An 18128-nucleotide genomic window follows, 5' to 3' on the forward strand; every position below is an offset into this window, starting at 1 on the left:
TGGGGGCCGGGCGCTGTGAGGTTTTGGGCGCCCGCGCCGTAATGGGGTCAGGCTTCGTGAACTCCCTTGTGTTCCTTGGCCAGTTCCGCGTACACCGTGCCGTTGAACGTGACCCCTTCGCGCTCCTCCGGCGTCAGCTCGCGCCGCACCTTCGCCGGGACCCCCGCGACCAGCGACCCGGGCGGGACCACCATCCCCTGCGGGACCAGCGCCTGTGCGGCGATCAGTGAACCCGCCCCGATCACCGCGCCGTTGAGGACGGTCGCCCCCATCCCGACCAGGCAGTCGTCCTCCACCGTCGCCCCGTGCACGACCGCGTTGTGCCCGACCGACACCCGCTCCCCGATGCGCACCGGGAACCCGGGGTCCGCGTGCAGCGTGCAGTTGTCCTGGACGTTGCTGTCCGCGCCGACCGCGATGGACTCGACGTCCCCACGCAGGACGGCCCCGTACCAGACACTCGCGCCCGCCCCGAGCGTCACGTCGCCGATCACGGTCGCCGTCGGCGCGACGAACGCCTCGCCGTCGATCTTCGGCTCCCTGCCCCCGATGCCCGTGATCAGAGCCCGCTGCGTCATCGACGCCTCCTCGTGTCGCTGGTGTCACCGCACCGTACGCCACCGGGTGTGGGGTGAAGATCACAGGGCGGGGTCGTGCGCGGGCGACTACGGTGGGCGCGTGCCGAAGCCCAAGAACACGTTCTCGTCCTGGCGGCGTCGTCTCGCCCAGCGCGCCGTGCACGCCGGGTGGGAGTGGGTGCGCAGCACGGGCGCGGTGACCGCCGAGCGCCCCGGCCGCCTGCGCTTCGGCGCGATCGGCGAGCACACCCGCCTCGCGTTTCCGCTCGGCACGGTCTTCGGCGAGCCCTGGATCCACCTCGGCTCCTACTGCATCATCGCCGAACAGGTCACGCTGACGGCCGGTCTCATGCCCGGCCTCGACCTCGGCCCCGACCCGATCCTGCGCATCGGCGACGGCGTCGTCCTCGGCCGGGGCAGCCACGTCATCGCGGACACGACGGTGACGATCGGCAGGGACTGCTACTTCGGGCCGTACGTGTACGTCACGTCCACGAACCATTCGTACGACGATCCCCACGAGCCCATAGGCAAGCAGTGGCCCCGCATGGAGCCCGTCGAGATCGGCCCCGGCTGCTGGATCGGCACCGGCGCGGTGATCCTCCCGGGCGCGCGGATCGGCCGGAACGTGGTCGTCGCCGCCGGGGCGGTGGTCCGGGGCGAGGTCCCCGACCACGCCGTCGTCGCGGGCGCGCCCGCGCGGGTCGTACGCCGCTGGACCCCCGCCGAGGGCTGGCAGCCGCCCCTGCGTACGCCCCCGCCCGTGCCGATCCCCGAGGGCGTCACCTCCGAGGAACTCGTCGCGCTGTCCGGTCTCGACGAGGAGACCGTGGCGGGGCTGGCGCGGCTCGAACCGGAGCGCTGAGTAGACTCGGCGCTTCCCAAGTACCGGCCCTGAAGTGGATGGATCGTGGCGGACCTCGAACTGCTGACCCAGTACCTGGCACGCAACGTCAAGCACTGGCGGGCCGTACGCGGCTTCACCCTCGACGTCCTCGCCGCGCGGGCCGGGGTGAGCCGGGGGATGCTCATCCAGATCGAACAGGCCCGCACCAACCCGAGCATCGGCACGGTCGTGAAGATCGGCGACGCGCTGGGGGTCAGCATCACGACGCTGCTCGACTACGAGCGGGGCGCGAAGGTCCGCATCGTCCCCGGCGAGGCCGCGGTACGCCTCTGGCACACCGACGCGGGCAGCTACAGCCGGCTCCTCGCGGGCACGGAGGCGCCCGGCCCCGTCGAGCTGTGGGAATGGAAGCTGATGCCGGGCGAGAGCAGTACGTCCGAGCCGCATCCCGCCGGGACGGTCGAACTCCTCCACGTCACCTCCGGCGAGCTGACCCTCACGGTCGACGACACGGAGTACCGCGTACCGACCGGCGCGAGCGCGACGTTCGACGCCAACAACCCGCACACGTACGGCAATCAGGGTCCCGTACCGGCTGTCCTGGTCCTCGCGGTCTCGGTGCCGCCGGTGTCCTGAGGCGGTCGCATCCCGGGCGTGTCCGGCGGTCGCGGCGCCTGCTGTTAGCGTGCGGCCATGCGCGCACCCATCGGAGACTTCGACACCGCGACCCCTGCCCCCGACTGCCTCGACGACCTGGTCGGCCCGGTCGCCGACGCCGTACGCGGCTGGAGTGCGAACGTTCCCGCGGACCAGATCCTGTACGTCGACACCGATCCGCAGTGGGCCGACACCGCCGTGTTCGTCGAGCACTACGGGCGCGAGCTGCTGGAGCAGTCGGCGAACTGTGTCGTGGTCGCGGGGAAGCGGGGCGGGGAGACGACCCTGGCCGCGTGCGTGGTGCTGTCGACGACGCGGGTGGACGTCAACGGGGTGGTCCGCCGCCAACTGGGCGCGCGCAAGGCGTCGTTCGCGTCGATGGACGTCGCCACCGGGGAGTCCGGGATGGAGTACGGGGGGATCACGCCGATCGGACTGCCGGGCGGGTGGCCGGTGTTGGTGGACGCGGCGGTGGTGGAGCTGCCGTGGGTGCTGGTGGGGAGCGGGCGGCGGAGGGGGAAGCTGCTGGTGCCGGGGAAGGCGTTCGGGGAGCTGGCGGGGGTTGTGGTGGTGGAGGGGTTGGGGGTTCGGGTCTGAAGGCGAGTCGGAGGGCGGGGTGAGACCCCGCTCGACGCCGCTCGGGCGTGCCCCGTCGCGTTCACGCCCGCGCATGGTGCGCCAGCCCCAAGTGCGGGTCCGCCAAGCCCTGTTGTGGTGCCGGGTCCGCGTGGACCAGGGCTGCGGTGAGGCGGGGTACGGCGTGCAGGAGCGCGTGTTCCGCCGCCACCGCGATCTCGTGGGCCTCGCGGACCGTCGCCTCGCCGTCCACCACGACCGCGACCTCCGCGCGCAGGCGGTGGCCTATCCAGCGCAGGCGCAACTCGCCCACGTCACGCACCCCTTGGACCTCCCGGAGGGCCGCTTCCGCGCGGTCCGTGAGGGCCGGGTCGACCGCGTCCATGACGCGCCGGAACACCTCGCGCGCGGCGTCGCGCAGGACGAGGACGATCGCCGCCGTGATCGCCAACCCCACGATCGGGTCGGCGAGTTGCCAGCCCAGCGCGGAGCCGCCCGCGCCGAGCAGCACCGCGAGCGAGGTGAACCCGTCCGTGCGGGCGTGCAGTCCGTCGGCGACCAGCGCGGCCGAGCCGATCTCGCGGCCGACGCGGATGCGGTAGCGGGCCACCCACTCGTTCCCGGCGAAACCGGCCAGCGCGGCGACGGCCACCGCCCCGACGTGGTCGACGGGACGCGGGTCCAGGAGCCGGTCCAGCGCCACCCACCCCGCGAACGCCGCCGACGCCGCGATCGTCAGCACGATCACGATGCCCGCGAGGTCCTCGGCCCGGCCGTAGCCGTACGTGAAACGCCGGGTCGCCGCGCGGCGGCCCAGCACGAAGGCGATGCCCAGCGGAACGGCCGTGAGGGCGTCCGCCGCGTTGTGGACGGTGTCGCCGAGGAGGGCGACGGAGCCGGAGACGGCGACGACGGCGGCCTGGGTGAGGGCGGTCGCGCCGAGGATCGCGAGCGAGATCCACAGGGCCCGCATGCCGCGCGCGGAGGACTCCAGGGCGGGGTCCAGCTTGTCGGCGGTCTCGTGGGAGTGGGGGCGCAAGAGGTGCGCGAGGCGGTGGCGGAGGGGGCGCGGGTGTGCGTGCTCATGTCCGTGCGGGTGCTCGTGCGGGTGCTCGTGCCCCTGGTGGTGCTGTCCGCTCATCGCGTTCCCCTTCCCTCGCCCTGGACTTACCCAGCCTCCCGCCGCATTATGTGCGTATGAGCGCACGCATGCACCTTTCATCTGCACACCATGCGCACCCACTCACCCCCGGCGAGGAACAGTTCGCCCTAGCCGCCGAACTCCTCGCGCTGCTGGGCGACCGCACCCGCCTGACCCTGCTGCACGCCCTGAAGGAGGGCGAGGCGGACGTCGGGACGCTCACGGAGGTGTGCGGCGCCGCGCGTCCGGCCGTCAGCCAGCACCTCGCGCGGCTGCGGCTGGCCGGGCTCGTGAGCACGCGCAAGGAGGGACGGCGGGTGATCTACTCGCTGCGCCACAGCCACCTGGAGCGGCTGGTCGCGGAGGCGCTGAACGTGGCGGACCACCGGATGACCGAGACGGGCCCGGACCCGGCGCCTCAGTAGTGCTCGGCTCAGGGGTGCTCGGCTCAGTAGTGCTCGGCGCTGCCCAAGTACTGCTCCGCGAACGCCGAGGCCGCCGCCGGTGACGTGAACAGCCGCCGCAGCCGCGCGAACGAGGTCCCCGCGCGGAAGGGGTCCCCGGTCGCGGAGCCGTGGTAGACCTCCGACAGCCACTGCGAGAACTCCTGGTAGTCCCACACGCGGCGCAGACACGCGTCCGAGTACCCGTCGAGCCCCCGCCCGTCGCCCCGCAGCAGGTAGGCCACCAGCGCGTCGCCGAGCAGGAACGCGTCGTGCAGCGCGAGGTTCATGCCCTTCGCGGCGATCGGGGCGATCAGGTGCGCCGCGTCCCCGGCGAGGAAGAGCCGCCCGTACGCCATCGGCTCGACCACGTAGTCGTGCATGTCCAGGACACGCTTCTCGATCAGCTCGCCCTCGGTGAGCGAGGGGGCACCGGCCGCCTCCAGGCGCGTCCGCAGGGCCGCCCACACGCGCTGCGGCGGCCAGTTGTCCGGGTCGTCCCCGGGCGGGCACTGGAGGTAGTACCGGGTCACCTCGGGGCTGCGCGCCATGTGCCCGGCGAACCCGTCCGGATGCACACCGAACAGCACGCAGTCCGAGGACGGCGGCGCCTGCGCGAGGAGCGCCAGCCAGCCGATGCCGTAGTCGTGCCGGGCCACCCGCGCGTGGCCCTCCGGTATCGCCGGACGGCTCACCCCGCGCGCGCCGTCCGCGCCCACCACGAAGTCGCAGTGCAGCAGCCGCCGTTCACCCGTGGGATCGGTGTACGACACCGTCGGGCGCGCTGTCGTGAGATCGCCGATCTCGACGTCCCGGACCCCGAAGCGGGCGTCCCCCGCGCGGACGTCCGCGTACTCCCGGACGAGGTCCGTGACCAGCAACGGCTGCGGGTAGACGTAGTGGTGGCGGCCCGTCAGCTCGCCGTACGCGAAGCGGTATCCGGCGCCCCCGAAGCGGAACTCGCACGCCGAGTGCCGCTCGGCCCGCTCCAGCAGACGGTGCGCGAGGCCCCGCCGGACCAGCGCGCGCACGGCCCACTCCTCCAGCACCCCCGCGCGCGGGCGCTGTTCGATGAATGCCCTGCTCTGCGCCTCCAGCACCACGCAGTCCACCGACGCGGCCCGCAGGATCGTGCCGACGGCGAGGCCCGCGGGCCCTGCGCCGATGACGACAACCGGAACGCGTTCGGGGGACGGTGAGTTCACACCGCCAGTATGGACGCCGGGTCCGACAACGCCTCCGGCCTAGCGGCCCAGCCTCGGGATCTCGATCGCGGGGCAGCGGTCCATGACCATGTCGACGCCCTGCGCACGCGTACGCGCGTAGGCGTCCTCGTCGACCACGCCCAACTGGAACCACACCGCCTTCGCGCCCTTCGCCACCGCCTCGTCGGCCACCGCGCCCGCGAGGTCGCTGTTCACGAAGACGTCCACCACGTCCACGGCGAACGGGATCTCCGCGAGGGACGCGTACCCCTGCTCCCCGTGCACCGTCTCCGCCTTCGGGTGCACCGGCACGACCCGCTTCCCGAACCGCTGGAGCACCTCGGCGACCCCGTACGCCGCGCGCGTGGGGTTCGTCGACAGGCCCACCACGGCCCAGGTGTCGCCGCTCTCGGTGAGGATCTTGCGGACCGTTGCCTCGTCGCCGTACACGGGGGCCTCCAGAGGGGCGCGGGAAGAAGTGTCGCTGGTGCCAACCGCCGGAGGGGGCGGGGGATTCCGGGCGGCCCGTACGCGCGCGCGGGGCGCTCCACCGGTGTCCTGATTTCCGCGACTTTCCCGCCGTTCCCCTCCATCGCACTGCGCGCGGGCGCCGGGCCGCCTACGCTCGCCCCGTGCTCCGCATCATCGACGCCCGTACCGGCCAGCCCGTCGCCGCAGCCCCTGTCCGCCGTGGTCTCACCCGCGTCGAGGTGCACGCCTCGGGGTACGGGACGGGCTCCCTGCGCGTGCTGCTCGTCGCCGACCTCCTCGTGCGGGCGCTCGAACTCGGCGGCACGCCCGTGTGGACGCTGCTCACCGGGGAGCGTGATCAGGCCGAGCTGCGGGCCGGGGCGGTGGCGCTCGGGACGCGGCCCTTCGAGGACAGCCGGGACGTCGGGGCGGGACTCGGGGAGGCCCAGGTGGTGCACGTCGCGCGGGAGGACGGCGCCAGGCCCGACGGGCTGGTGCTCACCGTGGCCCCCGTGGAGGGCGTGACGAGCCCCTCGGCGGCCTGGGACACCGACCCGGCCGTCCTGCGCCTCGCGCTGCTCGCCGCGCGCCGGGGGACGGCCCTCAGGCTCGACGAGGACGCGGTGCGCGAGGCCCGCGAGACGCTGGCGCGCTGGCGGCACGCCGTCGCCGACTGGGCCCGCAGACCCTCGCGCCCGGTCCCCGACGCCGTACGCGCGCGCCTGCGCCACGCCTGGGAGGACGACCTCGACGTCCCGGCGGTCCTCGGCGTCCTGCGCGACGTGGAGACCGACCCCGCCCTCCCCGACGGCGCCCGTTTCGAGACGTACGCGTACGCCGACCGCCTCCTCGGCCTCGACCTCGCACGCGACCTCGGGAGCCTGGCGTGAGCGCGCGGGGCGGCGAGGAGGTGCCGCGCGCCTACGCGGGGGCCGAGAGGGCGGTCGTGGTCGGGGACGCCTTCGTCCCCGCCGGCACCGGCCCCCTGCGCCGCCTCGTCGTCCTGCGGCACGCCAAGTCCGCCTGGCCCGACGGCGTCCCCGACCACGACCGCCCCCTCGGCCCCCGGGGCCTGCGCGACGCCCCCGCCGCCGGACGCGCCCTCGCCGAGGCCGACTGCCTTCCCGACCTCGCCCTGTGCTCCACCGCCGAACGTGCCCACCGCACCTGGGACTTGGCGTCGCGCGAGTGGGCCACCCCGCCTCCCGTACGCCACGACCCGCGCCTCTACGGCGCCGACGTCCCCGAGCTTCTCGACGTCCTGCGCGAGACGCCGCCCGAGGTCGAGACGCTCCTCCTGGTCGGCCACAACCCCGGCCTGGAGGACCTGGTCCTGGACCTCGCGGGCGACGGCGTGGACGACACCCTGGAGCGGGTCGCCGTGAAGTTCCCCACCTCCGCGATCGCCGTCCTCGCCTGGCACGCGACGACCTGGCGCACGCTCGCGCGCGGGACGGCGCTCCTGACCTCGGTGACCGTCCCGCGCGGGAAGAAGCCCTGACCGGCCGCCCCGTAGGCTGACCGGATGCAGGACGAGTACCGAACCGTCGCCCGCGCGGGCGTGCACGAGACCGAGGTCAACCGCTCCCGCTTCCTGTGCGCGCTCGCACCGGCGGCCACCGAGCGCGAGGCCCAGGACTTCGTCGCGTCCGTCCGCAAGGAGTACGCCGACGCCACGCACAACTGCTGGGCGTACGTCATCGGCGCCGACGCGTCCGTGCAGAAGGCCAGCGACGACGGCGAACCGGGCGGCACCGCCGGGCTCCCCATGCTCCAGATGCTGACCCGCAGGGACATGCGGTACGTCGTCGCCGTCGTCACCCGCTACTACGGCGGCGTCAAACTCGGCGCGGGCGGCCTCATCCGGGCCTACGGAGGCGCCGTCGGCGAGGCCATCGACACCCTCGGCACGATTACCCGGCGCCGCTTCCGCCTCGCGACCCTCACCGTCGACCACCAGCGCGCCGGGAAGCTCCAGAACGACCTGCGCGCGACCGGGCGCGAGGTCCGCGACGTCCGGTACGAGGAGGCCGTCACCATCGAGATCGGGCTGCCCGACGCCGATGTGCCCGCGTTCCGGGGCTGGCTCGCGGACGCGACGGCGGGGACGGCGGGGTTCGAACTGGGCGGGGAGGCGTACGGGGAGGTGTGAGGCAGGTGAGGGCCCCGGAAAGCGCTGGTGTCACCGACGCCGCACGTGATGTCAGACCCGGCCGTTAACCTCGGTGAGCATGAGGCTCCTGCACACTTCCGACTGGCATCTGGGCCGGGCGTTCCACCGGGTGGACATGCTCGATGCCCAGGCCGGATTCATCGCCCACCTGGTGGCGACCGCGCGCGAACGCGAGGTCGACGCGGTGGTGGTGTCGGGGGACGTGTACGACCGCGCGGTCCCGTCCCTCGCGGCGGTGGAGCTGTTCGACGACGCCCTGCACCGGCTGGCCGACCTCGGCGTGCCGACGGTGCTGATCTCCGGCAACCACGACTCGGCCCGCCGCCTCGGCGTCGGCGCCGGGCTCATCGACCGCGCGGGCATCCACCTGCGCACGGACCCCGCGTCGGCGGGCACCCCGGTGATCGTCCCGCACGCGCACGGGGACGTCGCCTTCTACGGCCTCCCGTACCTTGAACCGGCCCTCGTGAAGGACGAGTTCGGCGTCGAGAAGGCTGGGCACGAAGCGGTCCTCGCCGCCGCCATGGACCGCGTCCGCGCCGACCTCGCCACCCGCGCGCCGTGCACCCGCTCCGTCGTCCTCGCGCACGCCTTCGTCACCGGCGGACAGCCCAGCGACAGCGAGCGGGACATCACGGTCGGGGGCGTCGCGTCCGTCCCGGCGGGCGTCTTCGACGGCGTCGACTACGTCGCGCTGGGCCACCTCCACGGCGCCCAGACCCTCACGCCCCGCGTCCGCTACTCCGGCTCGCCCCTGCCGTACTCGTTCTCGGAGTCGGCCCACCGCAAGAGCATGTGGCTGATCGACCTGGGCGCGGACGGCGAGGTGACGGCGGACCGCGTGGACTGCCCCGTCCCGAGGGCCCTGGCACGCATCAGGGGCACGCTGGAGCACCTCCTGTTGGACCCGGAGCTGACCCGGCACGAGGACGCGTGGGTGGAGGCGACCCTCACGGACCCGGTCCGCCCCACCGACCCCATGGCCCGCCTCACCACCCGCTTCCCCCACACCCTGAACCTGGCCTTCGCCCCCGACCGCACCCCGGAGGACCCCGAGGCGTCGTACGCGCGCCGCCTCGCGGGCCGCACGGACCAGGAGATCGCCGAGGACTTCGTGACGCACGTACGCGGAGCGGGCCCGGACTCGGACGAACAGGGCGTGCTGAGGGCGGCGTTCGACGCGGTGCGCACGCAAGAGGCGGTGGTCCGATGAGGCTGCACCGGCTCTCCCTCACCGCCTTCGGCCCCTTCGGCGCCTCCCAGACCGTCGACTTCGACGCCCTCTCCACCGCCGGCCTCTTCCTCCTCCACGGCCCCACCGGCGCGGGCAAGACCTCCGTCCTGGACGCCGTCTGCTACGCCCTGTACGGCGTCGTCCCCGGGGACCGGCAGAGCGGCCAGGGACTCACCCTGCGCAGCGACCACGCCGCCCCGGACGTCCGCACGGAGGTCACCCTCGACCTCACCGTGGCCGGACGCAGGCTGGAGATCACCCGGCAACCCCCGTGGCAGCGCCCCAAGAAGCGCGGCGCGGGCACCACCCTCGACAAGGCCCAGACCTGGCTCAGGGAGCACAAGGCGGGCACCTGGAAGGACCTCAGCCGCTCCCACCAGGAGATCGGCGAGGAGATCACCCAGCTCCTCGGCATGAGCCGCGAACAGTTCTGCCAGGTCGTCCTCCTCCCGCAGGGCGACTTCGCCCGCTTCCTGCGCGCGGACGCGGAAGCACGCGGCAAGCTCCTCGGCCGCCTCTTCGACACCCGGCGCTTCGCCGAGGTGGAGCAGCGCCTCGCCGACCGCCGCCGCACCGCGGAAGCCCGCGTCAAGGACGGCGACGCCACCCTCCTCGCGGACGCGCACCGCATGCAGCAGGCGGCCGGTGACACGTTCGACCTCCCCGACCTCACCCCCGGCGAACCGGGGCTGGCGGAAGAGGTCCTCGCCGCGGCAGCGATCGCCCGCAGCACGGCCCGCGAACAGCTCACGATCGCCCACTGCGGACGCGCGGCGGCGGAGTCGGCCCAGAACGCGGCACAACGCGCGCTGGACGACGTACGCGAACTCGCCGGACTCCAGCGCCGTTTCGGCGAGGCGCAGGCCCGCGCGGCGCTGCTCCAGGAACGCTCCGGCGCCTACGAGGAGGCCCGCGCCCGCATGGACCGCGCGCGGAAGGCGGAGGCGGTCCAACCGGCGCTGGCCCTGCGTGAGCAGGCCGACGCGGAGCACGCCAGAGCTGCGAGCGACGAGGCCCGCGCGCGGGCGCTGCTCCCGCAGCCCGACAGCGAGGCCGACGCCGCCTCCCTCACGGCAGCCGCCCGCCGCACCACCGAGGAACTCGGCGGCCTGGAGTCCGCCCGCAGAGCGGAACGCAGGCTCGCCGAACTGGCCGGCGACCGCGCGACCCTGGACCGCCAGGAGCGCGCCGACGCCGCCGACCTCACCGACGCGGAAGCCTGGCTCACCGGCTGGGACGCGACCCGCGAGGCCCTCCAGACCCGTATCGACGCCGCGCAGGACGCCACGACACGGGCCGAGAAACTCGCCGAGCGCCGCGAACCGGCACGCAGGCGGCTCACGGCGGCCGAACTCCGCGACAGCCTCACCCGCGACATCGACACCGCCCAACAGCAAGCCCTCACCTCCGGCGAAGCCGCCCAGCAGGCCCGCGCGCACTGGCTCGACCTCAAGGAGCAGCGCCTCGACGGTATCGCCGCCGAACTCGCCGCGAGCCTCGTCGACGGCGCCCCCTGCGCGGTCTGCGGCGCCACCGAGCACCCCGCGCCCGCGCGCAAGGACGCCGGACACGTGGACCGCGCGGCCGAGGAGCAGGCGTTCGAGAATTCCCAGCACGCCGCCGAAGCGCACGAGCGGGACGAACAGCACCTCAACGACACCCGCCAGGCCCTCGCCGCCGCCTCCGCCGAGGCCGGCGACACCCCCACCGCCACCCTCACCGCCGAGTTCGAGGACCTGGAACGCCAATACGCGCACGCGCGCCACGAGGCGTCCGACCTCCACCCCGCCCGCGAGGAACTCCGCCGCGCCGAGCAGGAGCACGAGCACCGCACCGCCGTCCAGCGCGACGCGGCCGTACGCGTCGCGTCGCGCGCCGTCCACCGCGAGAACCTGGAGCGCGAACAGGCCGACCTTGAACAGGAGTTGGCGCGGGCGCGCGGCACAGCCGAGAGCGTGGCCGCGCGAGCCGCCCACCTGGAGCGGCGCGCCCACCTGCTGACCGGCGCGGCGGACGCCGTCCGTACGGCCGAGGAGAGCGCGAGCCGCCTCAAGGACGCCGACGGCCGGCTCGCCGAGGCCGCCTACCGCGCGGGCTTCGGCACCCCCCGCGAGGCCGCCGACGCCCTCCTCGCCCCCGACGTCCACCGCGACCTGCAACACCGCCTGGACGCCTGGCAGGCCGAGGAGTCCGCCGTCCGGGCCGTCCTCGCCGAACCCGGGACGGCCGCAGCCGCCCGCCGCCCGCCCGCCGACGTCACCGGCGCCGCCGACCGCGCCTCCGCAGCCGCCGAGGCACTCCAAGTGGCCGCCTCCGCGCGCGACGCCGCCGCCCGCCGCTGCGAGGAACTCGACCGCCTCTCCACGCGCGCGGAGAGCGGCGTACGCGCCCTCGCGCCCCTGCGCCGGGAGTACGACCGGGTGGCCCGGCTCGCGGGGCTCACGGCGGGCACCTCGGCGGACAACGAACGCAAGATGCGCCTGGAGGCGTACGTGCTCGCCGCGCGCCTGGAGCAGGTCGCCGCCGCCGCGACCGTACGGCTCCAGCACATGTCGTCCGGGCGCTACACCCTCGTCCACTCCGCCGACCGCTCCGGGCGTGGGCGCAGCGGGCTCGGGCTGCACGTCGTGGACGCCTGGACCGGGCGCGAGCGCGACACGGCGACGCTGTCCGGCGGGGAGACGTTCTTCGCGTCCCTCGCGCTCGCGCTGGGGCTCGCGGACGTCGTCACCGACGAGGCGGGCGGGGTGCGGCTCGACACCCTGTTCATCGACGAGGGGTTCGGCAGCCTCGACGACCAGACCCTCGACGAGGTCCTCGACGTCCTGGACTCACTGCGCGAGCGCGACCGCAGCGTGGGCATCGTCAGCCACGTCGCGGACCTGCGGCGGCGCATCCACGCGCAGCTGGAGGTGGTGAAGGGGCGGACCGGGTCGACCCTGCGCAGGCGCGGTCACTGACCGAGCGGGCGGCGCGGCAGGGGCGAGGAGTAGACGACGCTCGTCGTCACCGACCCGAGCGCGCCGATCTTCCCCGACACCTCCTCCAGGTGCCGCATCGAACGGGCGGTGACCTTGATGACGAAACAGTCGTCGCCCGTCACGTGGTGCGCCTCCAGGATCTCCGGGGTGACCGCCACCAGGTCGTGGAACGGCTTGTAGTTGCCGTTGGGGTACCTGAGCCGTACGAACGCCAGGATCGGCAGGCCCAGCCGCTCCGGGTCGACGACCGCCGCGTACCCCTGGATCACCCCGGCCTCCTCCAGCCGCCGCACCCGCTCCGTCACCGCGCTCGGCGACATCGACACGGCCCGCGCGAGGTCGGCGAACGAGGCGCGGCCGTCGCGCTGGAGGACGTCGAGGATGCGCCAGTCGGTGGCGTCCGGGGAATACGTGGTCATGGGGTCAGAGTGCCGGGGAATCCTCGGCCGATCAAGGTCAGGGCCGGGGAAGCGGCCTTCAGGCCCGGCGCCTGCGACCGTAGATTTTCCGCCATGACGACGATCACGAACCCGGTCCTGCGCACCGCGCCCGCCGCCCCCGCCGAAGCAGCCGCCTACTTCCGCGCCAGCCTCGCCTTCCACGCGGACGTCTCCGACGTCGCCGCCGCGCTCCCCACCGACGAGTTCGTCGTCATCGACTCCCGCTCCACCGAGGCGTGGGACCAGGGGCACGTCCCCGGCGCGGTCCACCTGCCGACCGCGCTCATCCCCGAGCAGGCGGAGCAACTCCTCGACAAGAGCGTGCCGGTGGTCACCTACTGCTGGGGACCCGGCTGCAACGGCGCCACCCGCGCCGCCCTCGCGCTCGCCGAACTCGGCTACCAGGTCAAGGAGATGCTCGGCGGGTTCGAGTACTGGGTGCGCGAGGGCTTCGCGTTCGAGACCTGGCAGGGGGTGGAACGCCAAGTCCCCGATCCGCTGACCGCACCTGTCGGTTCCGACAACTGTGGCTGCTGACCGGGGACTTGGCGAACCGTCAGGACCCCTTACAGCGCCGCCAGTTCGTCCACCAGGTCGTCCAGGCCCAGCGAACCCTGCGACAGGGCCGCCATGTGCCACGCCTTCAGGTCGAACGCGTCGCCGTGGCGTTCGCGGGCCTTCTCACGTCCCAACAGCCAGGCGCGCTCGCCGAGTTTGTAGCCGATGGCCTGGCCGGGGATCGTCAGGTAGCGGGTGAGTTCGCTGACCACGAAGTCGGCCGGGCGGCTGCTGTGGGAGAGGAAGAACTCCTGGCCCAGCTCGGGCGTCCAGCGCTCGCCGGGGTGGAACGGGGAGTCCGCCGGGATCTCCAGCTCCAGGTGCATGCCGATGTCGATGATGACGCGGACCGCGCGCATCATCTGTGCGTCCAGGTAGCCGAGGCGCTCCTCCGCGTCGGCCAGGAAGCCGAGTTCGTCCATCAGGCGCTCCGCGTACAGGGCCCAGCCCTCGGCGTTGGCGCTGACGATGCCGACGGTCGCCTGGTAGCGGGAGAGGTTCTCCGCGACGTGCGCCCACTGCGCGAGCTGCAAGTGGTGGCCGGGGACGCCCTCGTGGTACCAGGTGGACACCAAGTCGTAGACGGGGAACCGGCTTTGGCCCATCGTCGGGAGCCAGGTGCGGCCCGGCCGCGAGAAGTCCTCCGAGGGGGCCGTGTAGTACGGCGCGGCGGCGCTGCCCGGCGGGGCGATGCGGGACTCCACCTTCCGTACCCGCTCGGCGAGTTCGAAGTGCGTGCCGTCCAGGGACTCGATCGCGCGGTCCATCACGCTCTGGAGCCAGTCGCGGACCTCGTCGACGCCCTCGATGTGCCGGCCGTGCTCGTCGAGGTGCGCGAGCGCCGTCCACGGGGTCGCGGCGCCGGGGAGGATCTTCTCGGCCTCCTTCCTCATCTCGCCCAGCAGACGGTGGTATTCGGCCCAGCCGTACGCGTACGCCTCGTCCAGGTCGAGGTCGGTGCCGTTGTAGTAGCGCGACAGGCGCGCGTACCGCTCACGGCCGACGACGTTCGGGGCGTCCTCGATCGCCGGGGCGTACACCTCCCGGATCCAGTCCCGGAGTTGGACGACCGCGGCGGTCGCTTCCCTTGCCGCTGCGTCGAGTTCGGCACGCAGCGCGTCGGGGCCGGACGCGGCGAAGTCCTCGAACCAGCCCTTCCCCTCGCCCGTGTCGGCCCACTCGCCGAGCTGCTCGACGAACGTCGCCGTGGGCCTCGGGGCCGCGAACAGCTTGCGTTCCAGGCCGAGTTCGAGGGACTCGCGGTAGCCGCGCAGCGACTCGGGCACGGCCCGCAGCCGCTCGGCGATCGCCGCCCAGTCCTCGTCCGTGTCGGCCGGGGTCACCGTGAACACCTCGCGCACGTGCTGCGCGGGCGTCCCCAGGTTGCCGACCGACCGCAGCCCCTCCCCGGCCTCGTGGACGGCGAGTTCGGCCGTCAGCCGCTCCCGCAGCAGCCGCGCGCACCGCCGCTCCACGTCGCTGTCCGCGCCGGGCCTGAGCTCCGCCTCGTCCAGCGCGGCCAGCGTCCGGCGCGAGAGGTCCGCCAGCGCCTCCTGACCGGCGGGCGAGAGGTCCGGCATCAGGCGGGAACTCTCCTTCGCGCCGAGGTAGGTACCGGTGACCGGATCGAGGGCGATGAGACCGTCGACATACGCGTCGGCGACCTCGCGGGGCAGCGGGCTGTTCGTCTCTGACATGCGGACATCCTCGTACGGATAGCGGTGTCACGTCAGCCCGGATTGTGCGGGAGCGGTCCGGGGGAGGCCGGATTTCGCCGAGAGCCGAGCGCCGGCGTACGAAGAGACCGGCGCCGCCCCCGTGCCCCTACTCCCGCCCGATCCGCTCCTGCGCGCGCACCTCGAACGGCAGCGTCTGCGGCGTCAGCCCCTCCAGGCGGGCCGTGATGACCAGCGTGCCTTCCTCGATCTGGTAGTCGAGCGGCAGGCCCAGTGAGCGCATCGCCGCGACCATCGCCGTGTTGCCGGAGCGGGTCACCGCGTACACGCTCTCGCCGCCCGTCTCGACGGCCATCCGCACCAGCCTGCGCAGCAGTTCGCCGCCGATGCCGCGGCCCTGCCAGTCGTCCTCGACGAGGAGCGCGATCTCGGTCTCGTCGCCGTCCCACAGGAGGTGGCCGAGGCCGACGACGCGGCCGGAGGCGGTGCGGACGGCGAGGGTGCGGCCGAAGCGGGGGCTCAGCAGGTGGTTCAGGTAGCGGTCGGCGTCGCCGACGGGCCCGTGGTAGCGCATCGTGAGGGTCTGCGCGGAGCACCGCTCGTGCATGGCCCTCGCGGCGTCCAGATCGGCCTGGTCGGCGCGGCCGACGGTGATGTCGGCGCCCTCGGGGAGCGTCAGGACGTCGAGGCCGCGCGGCACCCGGGGCCCGAGCCGCGTGTCCAGTTCGACCAGCGCGCGGGCGCGCGCGAACTCGGTCGGGGTGAACGGCAGGTACGGCCGCTCCACGGTGATCACTCCGCCTTCCGGCGCCCGCAGGCGCAGCACTGTCTCCTCCAGGACCCCTTCGGCCGGCACGTCGTGCGCGCCCGGCAGCGAACGGATCGCGCACCGGCCGAGCAACTGCCGCAGCGCCAGCGGGAGTTCCGCCGCGTCCAGGGCGGTACGGGTGGCGAGGCCGAGGACCCGGGTGGGCGCGTCGACGAGGTCGTGCGCGTCGGCCCGCTCGATCCACGTCGAGGCGCCGCCCGCCGCCGCGACCGCGTGGGTGATCTCGGCGGAGGTGAGGTCGCCCGGCGCGCGCAGCAGGAACTCGTCGACCGTCTCCAGGCCCAGCGGGTGCGTCTGGAGGCTCAGGATGTCCACCCGGTGCCCGGCGAGCGCGGCGCACAGCGCGGCCAGCGAGCCGGGCGCGTCCGTCACGGTCGTCCGCATCCGCCACAGCGTGCCCGCGAAGGTGTCGGTGTCCCCGGCGAGCGGCCGGGGACCGGTATCACCCCCGGGCGGCGCCAGATCGTGGCCGTGTGATCGCCAGGCGTGCACGGCGGCTCGGAGGGCCGCGACGGAACGGGTGACAGCAGTCGTCTTCTGAGTCATGCATCCACTGTGCGGGAACGGTGTTGCGTGATCACGAACGTACTGTGACCGATGGGTAAAAGCCCATTTCGTATTTTCGGTGCGGACCGCTTCTTTCCGGCCAAAGAGGGACACCGCGCACCGGGGGATGACGCCGGTACGCGGCCCACCGCCGAGCCTACGGGACCCGCGCCCTACTGGCCGACACGTCCCGGCTGAAGTACCTGCGTGTACAGGACAGTTCCGTCCGACTCGCGCAGCCGGACCGTCAACTCCCCGCTGTGGCCGTCGATGTCGACCTCGCCGAAGAACTGGAACCCGTCGGCCGGCGAGACGTTCGCGGTCGTCGGCGCCTTGACGAACACCCGCTCGGGGCCGAACGTGCCGTCCAGATCATTGGCCGGAAACGCACCCGCGTTGAGCGGCCCGGAGACGAACTCCCAGAACGGCTCGAAGTCCTTGAACGCCGCCCGCGACGGCTGGTAGTGCTGCGCCGACGTGTGGTGCACGTCCGCCGTCAGCCACACCGTCCCGGTGATCCGGCGGTGCTTGACGAACCGCAGCAGCTCTGCGATCTGGAGCTCGCGCCCCAGCGGCTGCCCCGGGTCGCCCTGCGCGACGGCCTCGAAGTTCGGCTTGTTCTCCATCGGGTCCGGCACGACGAGCCCGAGCGGCATGTCGGCGGCGATCACCTTCCACACCGCGCGCGAGCACGCCAGCTCCCGCTTCAGCCACTCCAGCTGCTCCCGGCCGAGAATGCCCTGCGGGTCGGTCGTCTGGACGTCCGTCGAGTTCGCGTTGCGGTACGTGCGCATGTCCAGCACGAACACGTCCAGCAGCGGCCCGTGCCGCATCACACGCTGCACGCGCCCCTGCTTCGCGCCCGGCGTCAGCGTCGAGACCGGGAAGTACTCGCTGAACGCCCTACGCGCGCGCGAGGCGAGCACGTCCACGCTCTTCTCGGTGTACCGCGCGTCCGTGTCGGCGATCACCTCGCCGGGGTACCAGTTGTTGCGGACCTCGTGGTCGTCCCACTGGATGATCGACGGCACCTGCGCGTTGAACCGGCGCAGGTTCTCGTCCAGCAGGTTGTACCGGAAGTTCCCCCGGTACTCCGCGAGCGTCTCGGCGACCTTCGACTTCTCCTCGGTCACCAGGTTGCGGTACACCCGGCCGTCCGGCAGCGCCTGCGTCGCCGCGATCGGCCCGTCCGCGTAGATGTTGTCGCCGCTGCACAGGAAGAAGTCCGGGTCCAGCTTCGCCATCGCGTCGTAGATGCGGTAGCCGCCGATGTCCTGGTTGATGCCCCAGCCCTGCCCGGCCAGGTCGCCCGACCACAGGAACTTGACGCCCTGCCGCCGCTTCTCGGACACCGTCCGGAACGTCCCGGCCACCGGCTCACCCGTACGACGCGGGTCGTCCGGGTCCGCCAGCAGCACCCGGTAGTGGATCTGCTCGCCCGACGGCAGCCCGTGCAGCCGGGTCGTGCCGGTGAAGTCCGTACCGGCGCCGAGCAGCGGCCCGTGCCAGCGCTGCGGGTTGCGGAACGACTCGGTGGCCGCCGTCTCGACGATCATCCGTGCGGGCCGGTCCGACCGCACCCACACCAGCCCCGAGTGCGCGCCGACGTCCCCGGTCTGCACACCCCACTTCGCGCCGGGCCGCCCCGACAGGGCGAACGCGGGCGCGGCGCCCAGCGCACCGGGCAGGGACAGCGCCGCCGACGCGGCGAGCGAGCCGCGCAGGACGCCGCGACGGCTGGGAGAGGGGAAGGACGGCATGACAGAGCCTCCG

The 18128-nt window shown here is 73.5% G+C and carries 18 protein-coding genes; 10 read left to right on the plus strand and 8 right to left on the minus strand.

The features are described from left to right. Nucleotides 1-47: 47 nt before the first annotated feature. Nucleotides 48-578 (minus strand): gamma carbonic anhydrase family protein, encoded by a 531-nt coding sequence (locus tag J8M50_RS18190; RefSeq protein ID WP_010354021.1) that lies wholly within the window; start codon nt 576-578, stop codon nt 48-50. Between the two features lie 100 nt (nt 579-678). On the opposite strand from J8M50_RS18190, the gene J8M50_RS18195 reads away from it, so the two are divergent. The 3 genes from J8M50_RS18195 to J8M50_RS18205 are packed head-to-tail and all read left to right on the plus strand — an operon-like array spanning nt 679 to nt 2679. Further along, entirely contained in the window at nt 679-1443 is a 765-nt protein-coding gene (locus J8M50_RS18195) for an acyltransferase (RefSeq protein ID WP_010354020.1), read from the plus strand. A gap of 45 nt (nt 1444-1488) precedes the next feature. Next, nucleotides 1489-2061, plus strand: coding sequence for a helix-turn-helix domain-containing protein (locus J8M50_RS18200; RefSeq protein WP_010354018.1), 573 nt, complete (start codon nt 1489-1491; stop codon nt 2059-2061). A 57-nt stretch (nt 2062-2118) separates the two neighbouring features. Further along, nucleotides 2119-2679, plus strand: a complete 561-nt coding sequence (locus J8M50_RS18205; protein WP_010354017.1) for a YbaK/EbsC family protein — start codon at nt 2119-2121, stop codon at nt 2677-2679. A 61-nt stretch (nt 2680-2740) separates the two neighbouring features. Here J8M50_RS18205 and J8M50_RS18210 read toward each other — a convergent pair whose 3' ends face one another. After that, nucleotides 2741-3799 carry a cation diffusion facilitator family transporter gene (locus tag J8M50_RS18210; RefSeq protein ID WP_010354015.1) on the minus strand — a complete coding sequence of 353 codons (1059 nt, stop codon included), beginning with the start codon at nt 3797-3799 and terminating at the stop codon, nt 2741-2743. A 68-nt stretch (nt 3800-3867) separates the two neighbouring features. Between J8M50_RS18210 and J8M50_RS18215 the strand changes: the two genes are divergently transcribed. Further along, complete coding sequence (locus J8M50_RS18215) at nt 3868-4224, plus strand: ArsR/SmtB family transcription factor (RefSeq protein ID WP_010354014.1); 357 nt, start codon at nt 3868-3870, stop codon at nt 4222-4224. Between the two features lie 23 nt (nt 4225-4247). Here the strand turns inward: J8M50_RS18215 and J8M50_RS18220 are convergent, their stop codons facing one another. Next, nucleotides 4248-5447 (minus strand): 4-hydroxybenzoate 3-monooxygenase, encoded by a 1200-nt coding sequence (locus tag J8M50_RS18220; protein WP_010354013.1) that lies wholly within the window; start codon nt 5445-5447, stop codon nt 4248-4250. Between the two features lie 39 nt (nt 5448-5486). Continuing rightward, nucleotides 5487-5897 carry a CoA-binding protein gene (locus tag J8M50_RS18225; RefSeq protein ID WP_010354012.1) on the minus strand — a complete coding sequence of 137 codons (411 nt, stop codon included), beginning with the start codon at nt 5895-5897 and terminating at the stop codon, nt 5487-5489. Between the two features lie 182 nt (nt 5898-6079). On the opposite strand from J8M50_RS18225, the gene J8M50_RS18230 reads away from it, so the two are divergent. The 5 genes from J8M50_RS18230 (at nt 6080) to J8M50_RS18250 (ending at nt 12285) form a co-directional block, all read left to right on the plus strand. Further along, the gene (locus J8M50_RS18230) at nt 6080-6808 is read left to right on the plus strand and encodes a hypothetical protein (RefSeq protein ID WP_010354011.1); all 729 of its coding nucleotides are present in this window, start codon (nt 6080-6082) and stop codon (nt 6806-6808) included. A 56-nt stretch (nt 6809-6864) separates the two neighbouring features. Then, nucleotides 6865-7419, plus strand: coding sequence for a SixA phosphatase family protein (locus tag J8M50_RS18235; protein WP_029183898.1), 555 nt, complete (start codon nt 6865-6867; stop codon nt 7417-7419). 24 nt (nt 7420-7443) lie between these two features. Further along, the gene (locus tag J8M50_RS18240; protein WP_010354009.1) at nt 7444-8070 is read left to right on the plus strand and encodes a YigZ family protein; all 627 of its coding nucleotides are present in this window, start codon (nt 7444-7446) and stop codon (nt 8068-8070) included. Between the two features lie 79 nt (nt 8071-8149). Continuing rightward, nucleotides 8150-9304: an exonuclease SbcCD subunit D gene (locus tag J8M50_RS18245; protein WP_010354008.1), complete on the plus strand. Its 1155-nt coding sequence runs from the start codon at nt 8150-8152 to the stop codon at nt 9302-9304. Beyond that, nucleotides 9301-12285 carry an AAA family ATPase gene (locus J8M50_RS18250; RefSeq protein WP_010354007.1) on the plus strand — a complete coding sequence of 995 codons (2985 nt, stop codon included), beginning with the start codon at nt 9301-9303 and terminating at the stop codon, nt 12283-12285. The genes J8M50_RS18245 and J8M50_RS18250 overlap by 4 nt, the downstream gene beginning before the upstream one ends. Here J8M50_RS18250 and J8M50_RS18255 read toward each other — a convergent pair. Further along, nucleotides 12279-12725, minus strand: coding sequence for an Lrp/AsnC family transcriptional regulator (locus J8M50_RS18255; RefSeq protein ID WP_010354006.1), 447 nt, complete (start codon nt 12723-12725; stop codon nt 12279-12281). The genes J8M50_RS18250 and J8M50_RS18255 overlap by 7 nt on opposite strands. Nucleotides 12726-12818: 93 nt before the next feature. Between J8M50_RS18255 and J8M50_RS18260 the strand changes: the two genes are divergently transcribed. Further along, nucleotides 12819-13283, plus strand: coding sequence for a rhodanese-like domain-containing protein (locus tag J8M50_RS18260; protein WP_010354005.1), 465 nt, complete (start codon nt 12819-12821; stop codon nt 13281-13283). Nucleotides 13284-13312: 29 nt separating this feature from the next. Here J8M50_RS18260 and J8M50_RS18265 read toward each other — a convergent pair whose 3' ends face one another. From J8M50_RS18265 to J8M50_RS18275, 3 genes are all read right to left on the minus strand, one after another. After that, complete coding sequence (locus J8M50_RS18265) at nt 13313-15001, minus strand: DUF885 domain-containing protein (RefSeq protein WP_010354004.1); 1689 nt, start codon at nt 14999-15001, stop codon at nt 13313-13315. 127 nt (nt 15002-15128) lie between these two features. Beyond that, nucleotides 15129-16355 carry a GNAT family N-acetyltransferase gene (locus J8M50_RS18270; protein WP_010354003.1) on the minus strand — a complete coding sequence of 409 codons (1227 nt, stop codon included), beginning with the start codon at nt 16353-16355 and terminating at the stop codon, nt 15129-15131. Between the two features lie 173 nt (nt 16356-16528). Further along, entirely contained in the window at nt 16529-18115 is a 1587-nt protein-coding gene (locus J8M50_RS18275) for an alkaline phosphatase D family protein (protein WP_010354002.1), read from the minus strand. Nucleotides 18116-18128: the final 13 nt, after the last annotated feature.

The organism is Streptomyces acidiscabies (genome assembly GCF_020010905.1).
Taxonomy (GTDB): domain Bacteria; phylum Actinomycetota; class Actinomycetes; order Streptomycetales; family Streptomycetaceae; genus Streptomyces; species Streptomyces acidiscabies.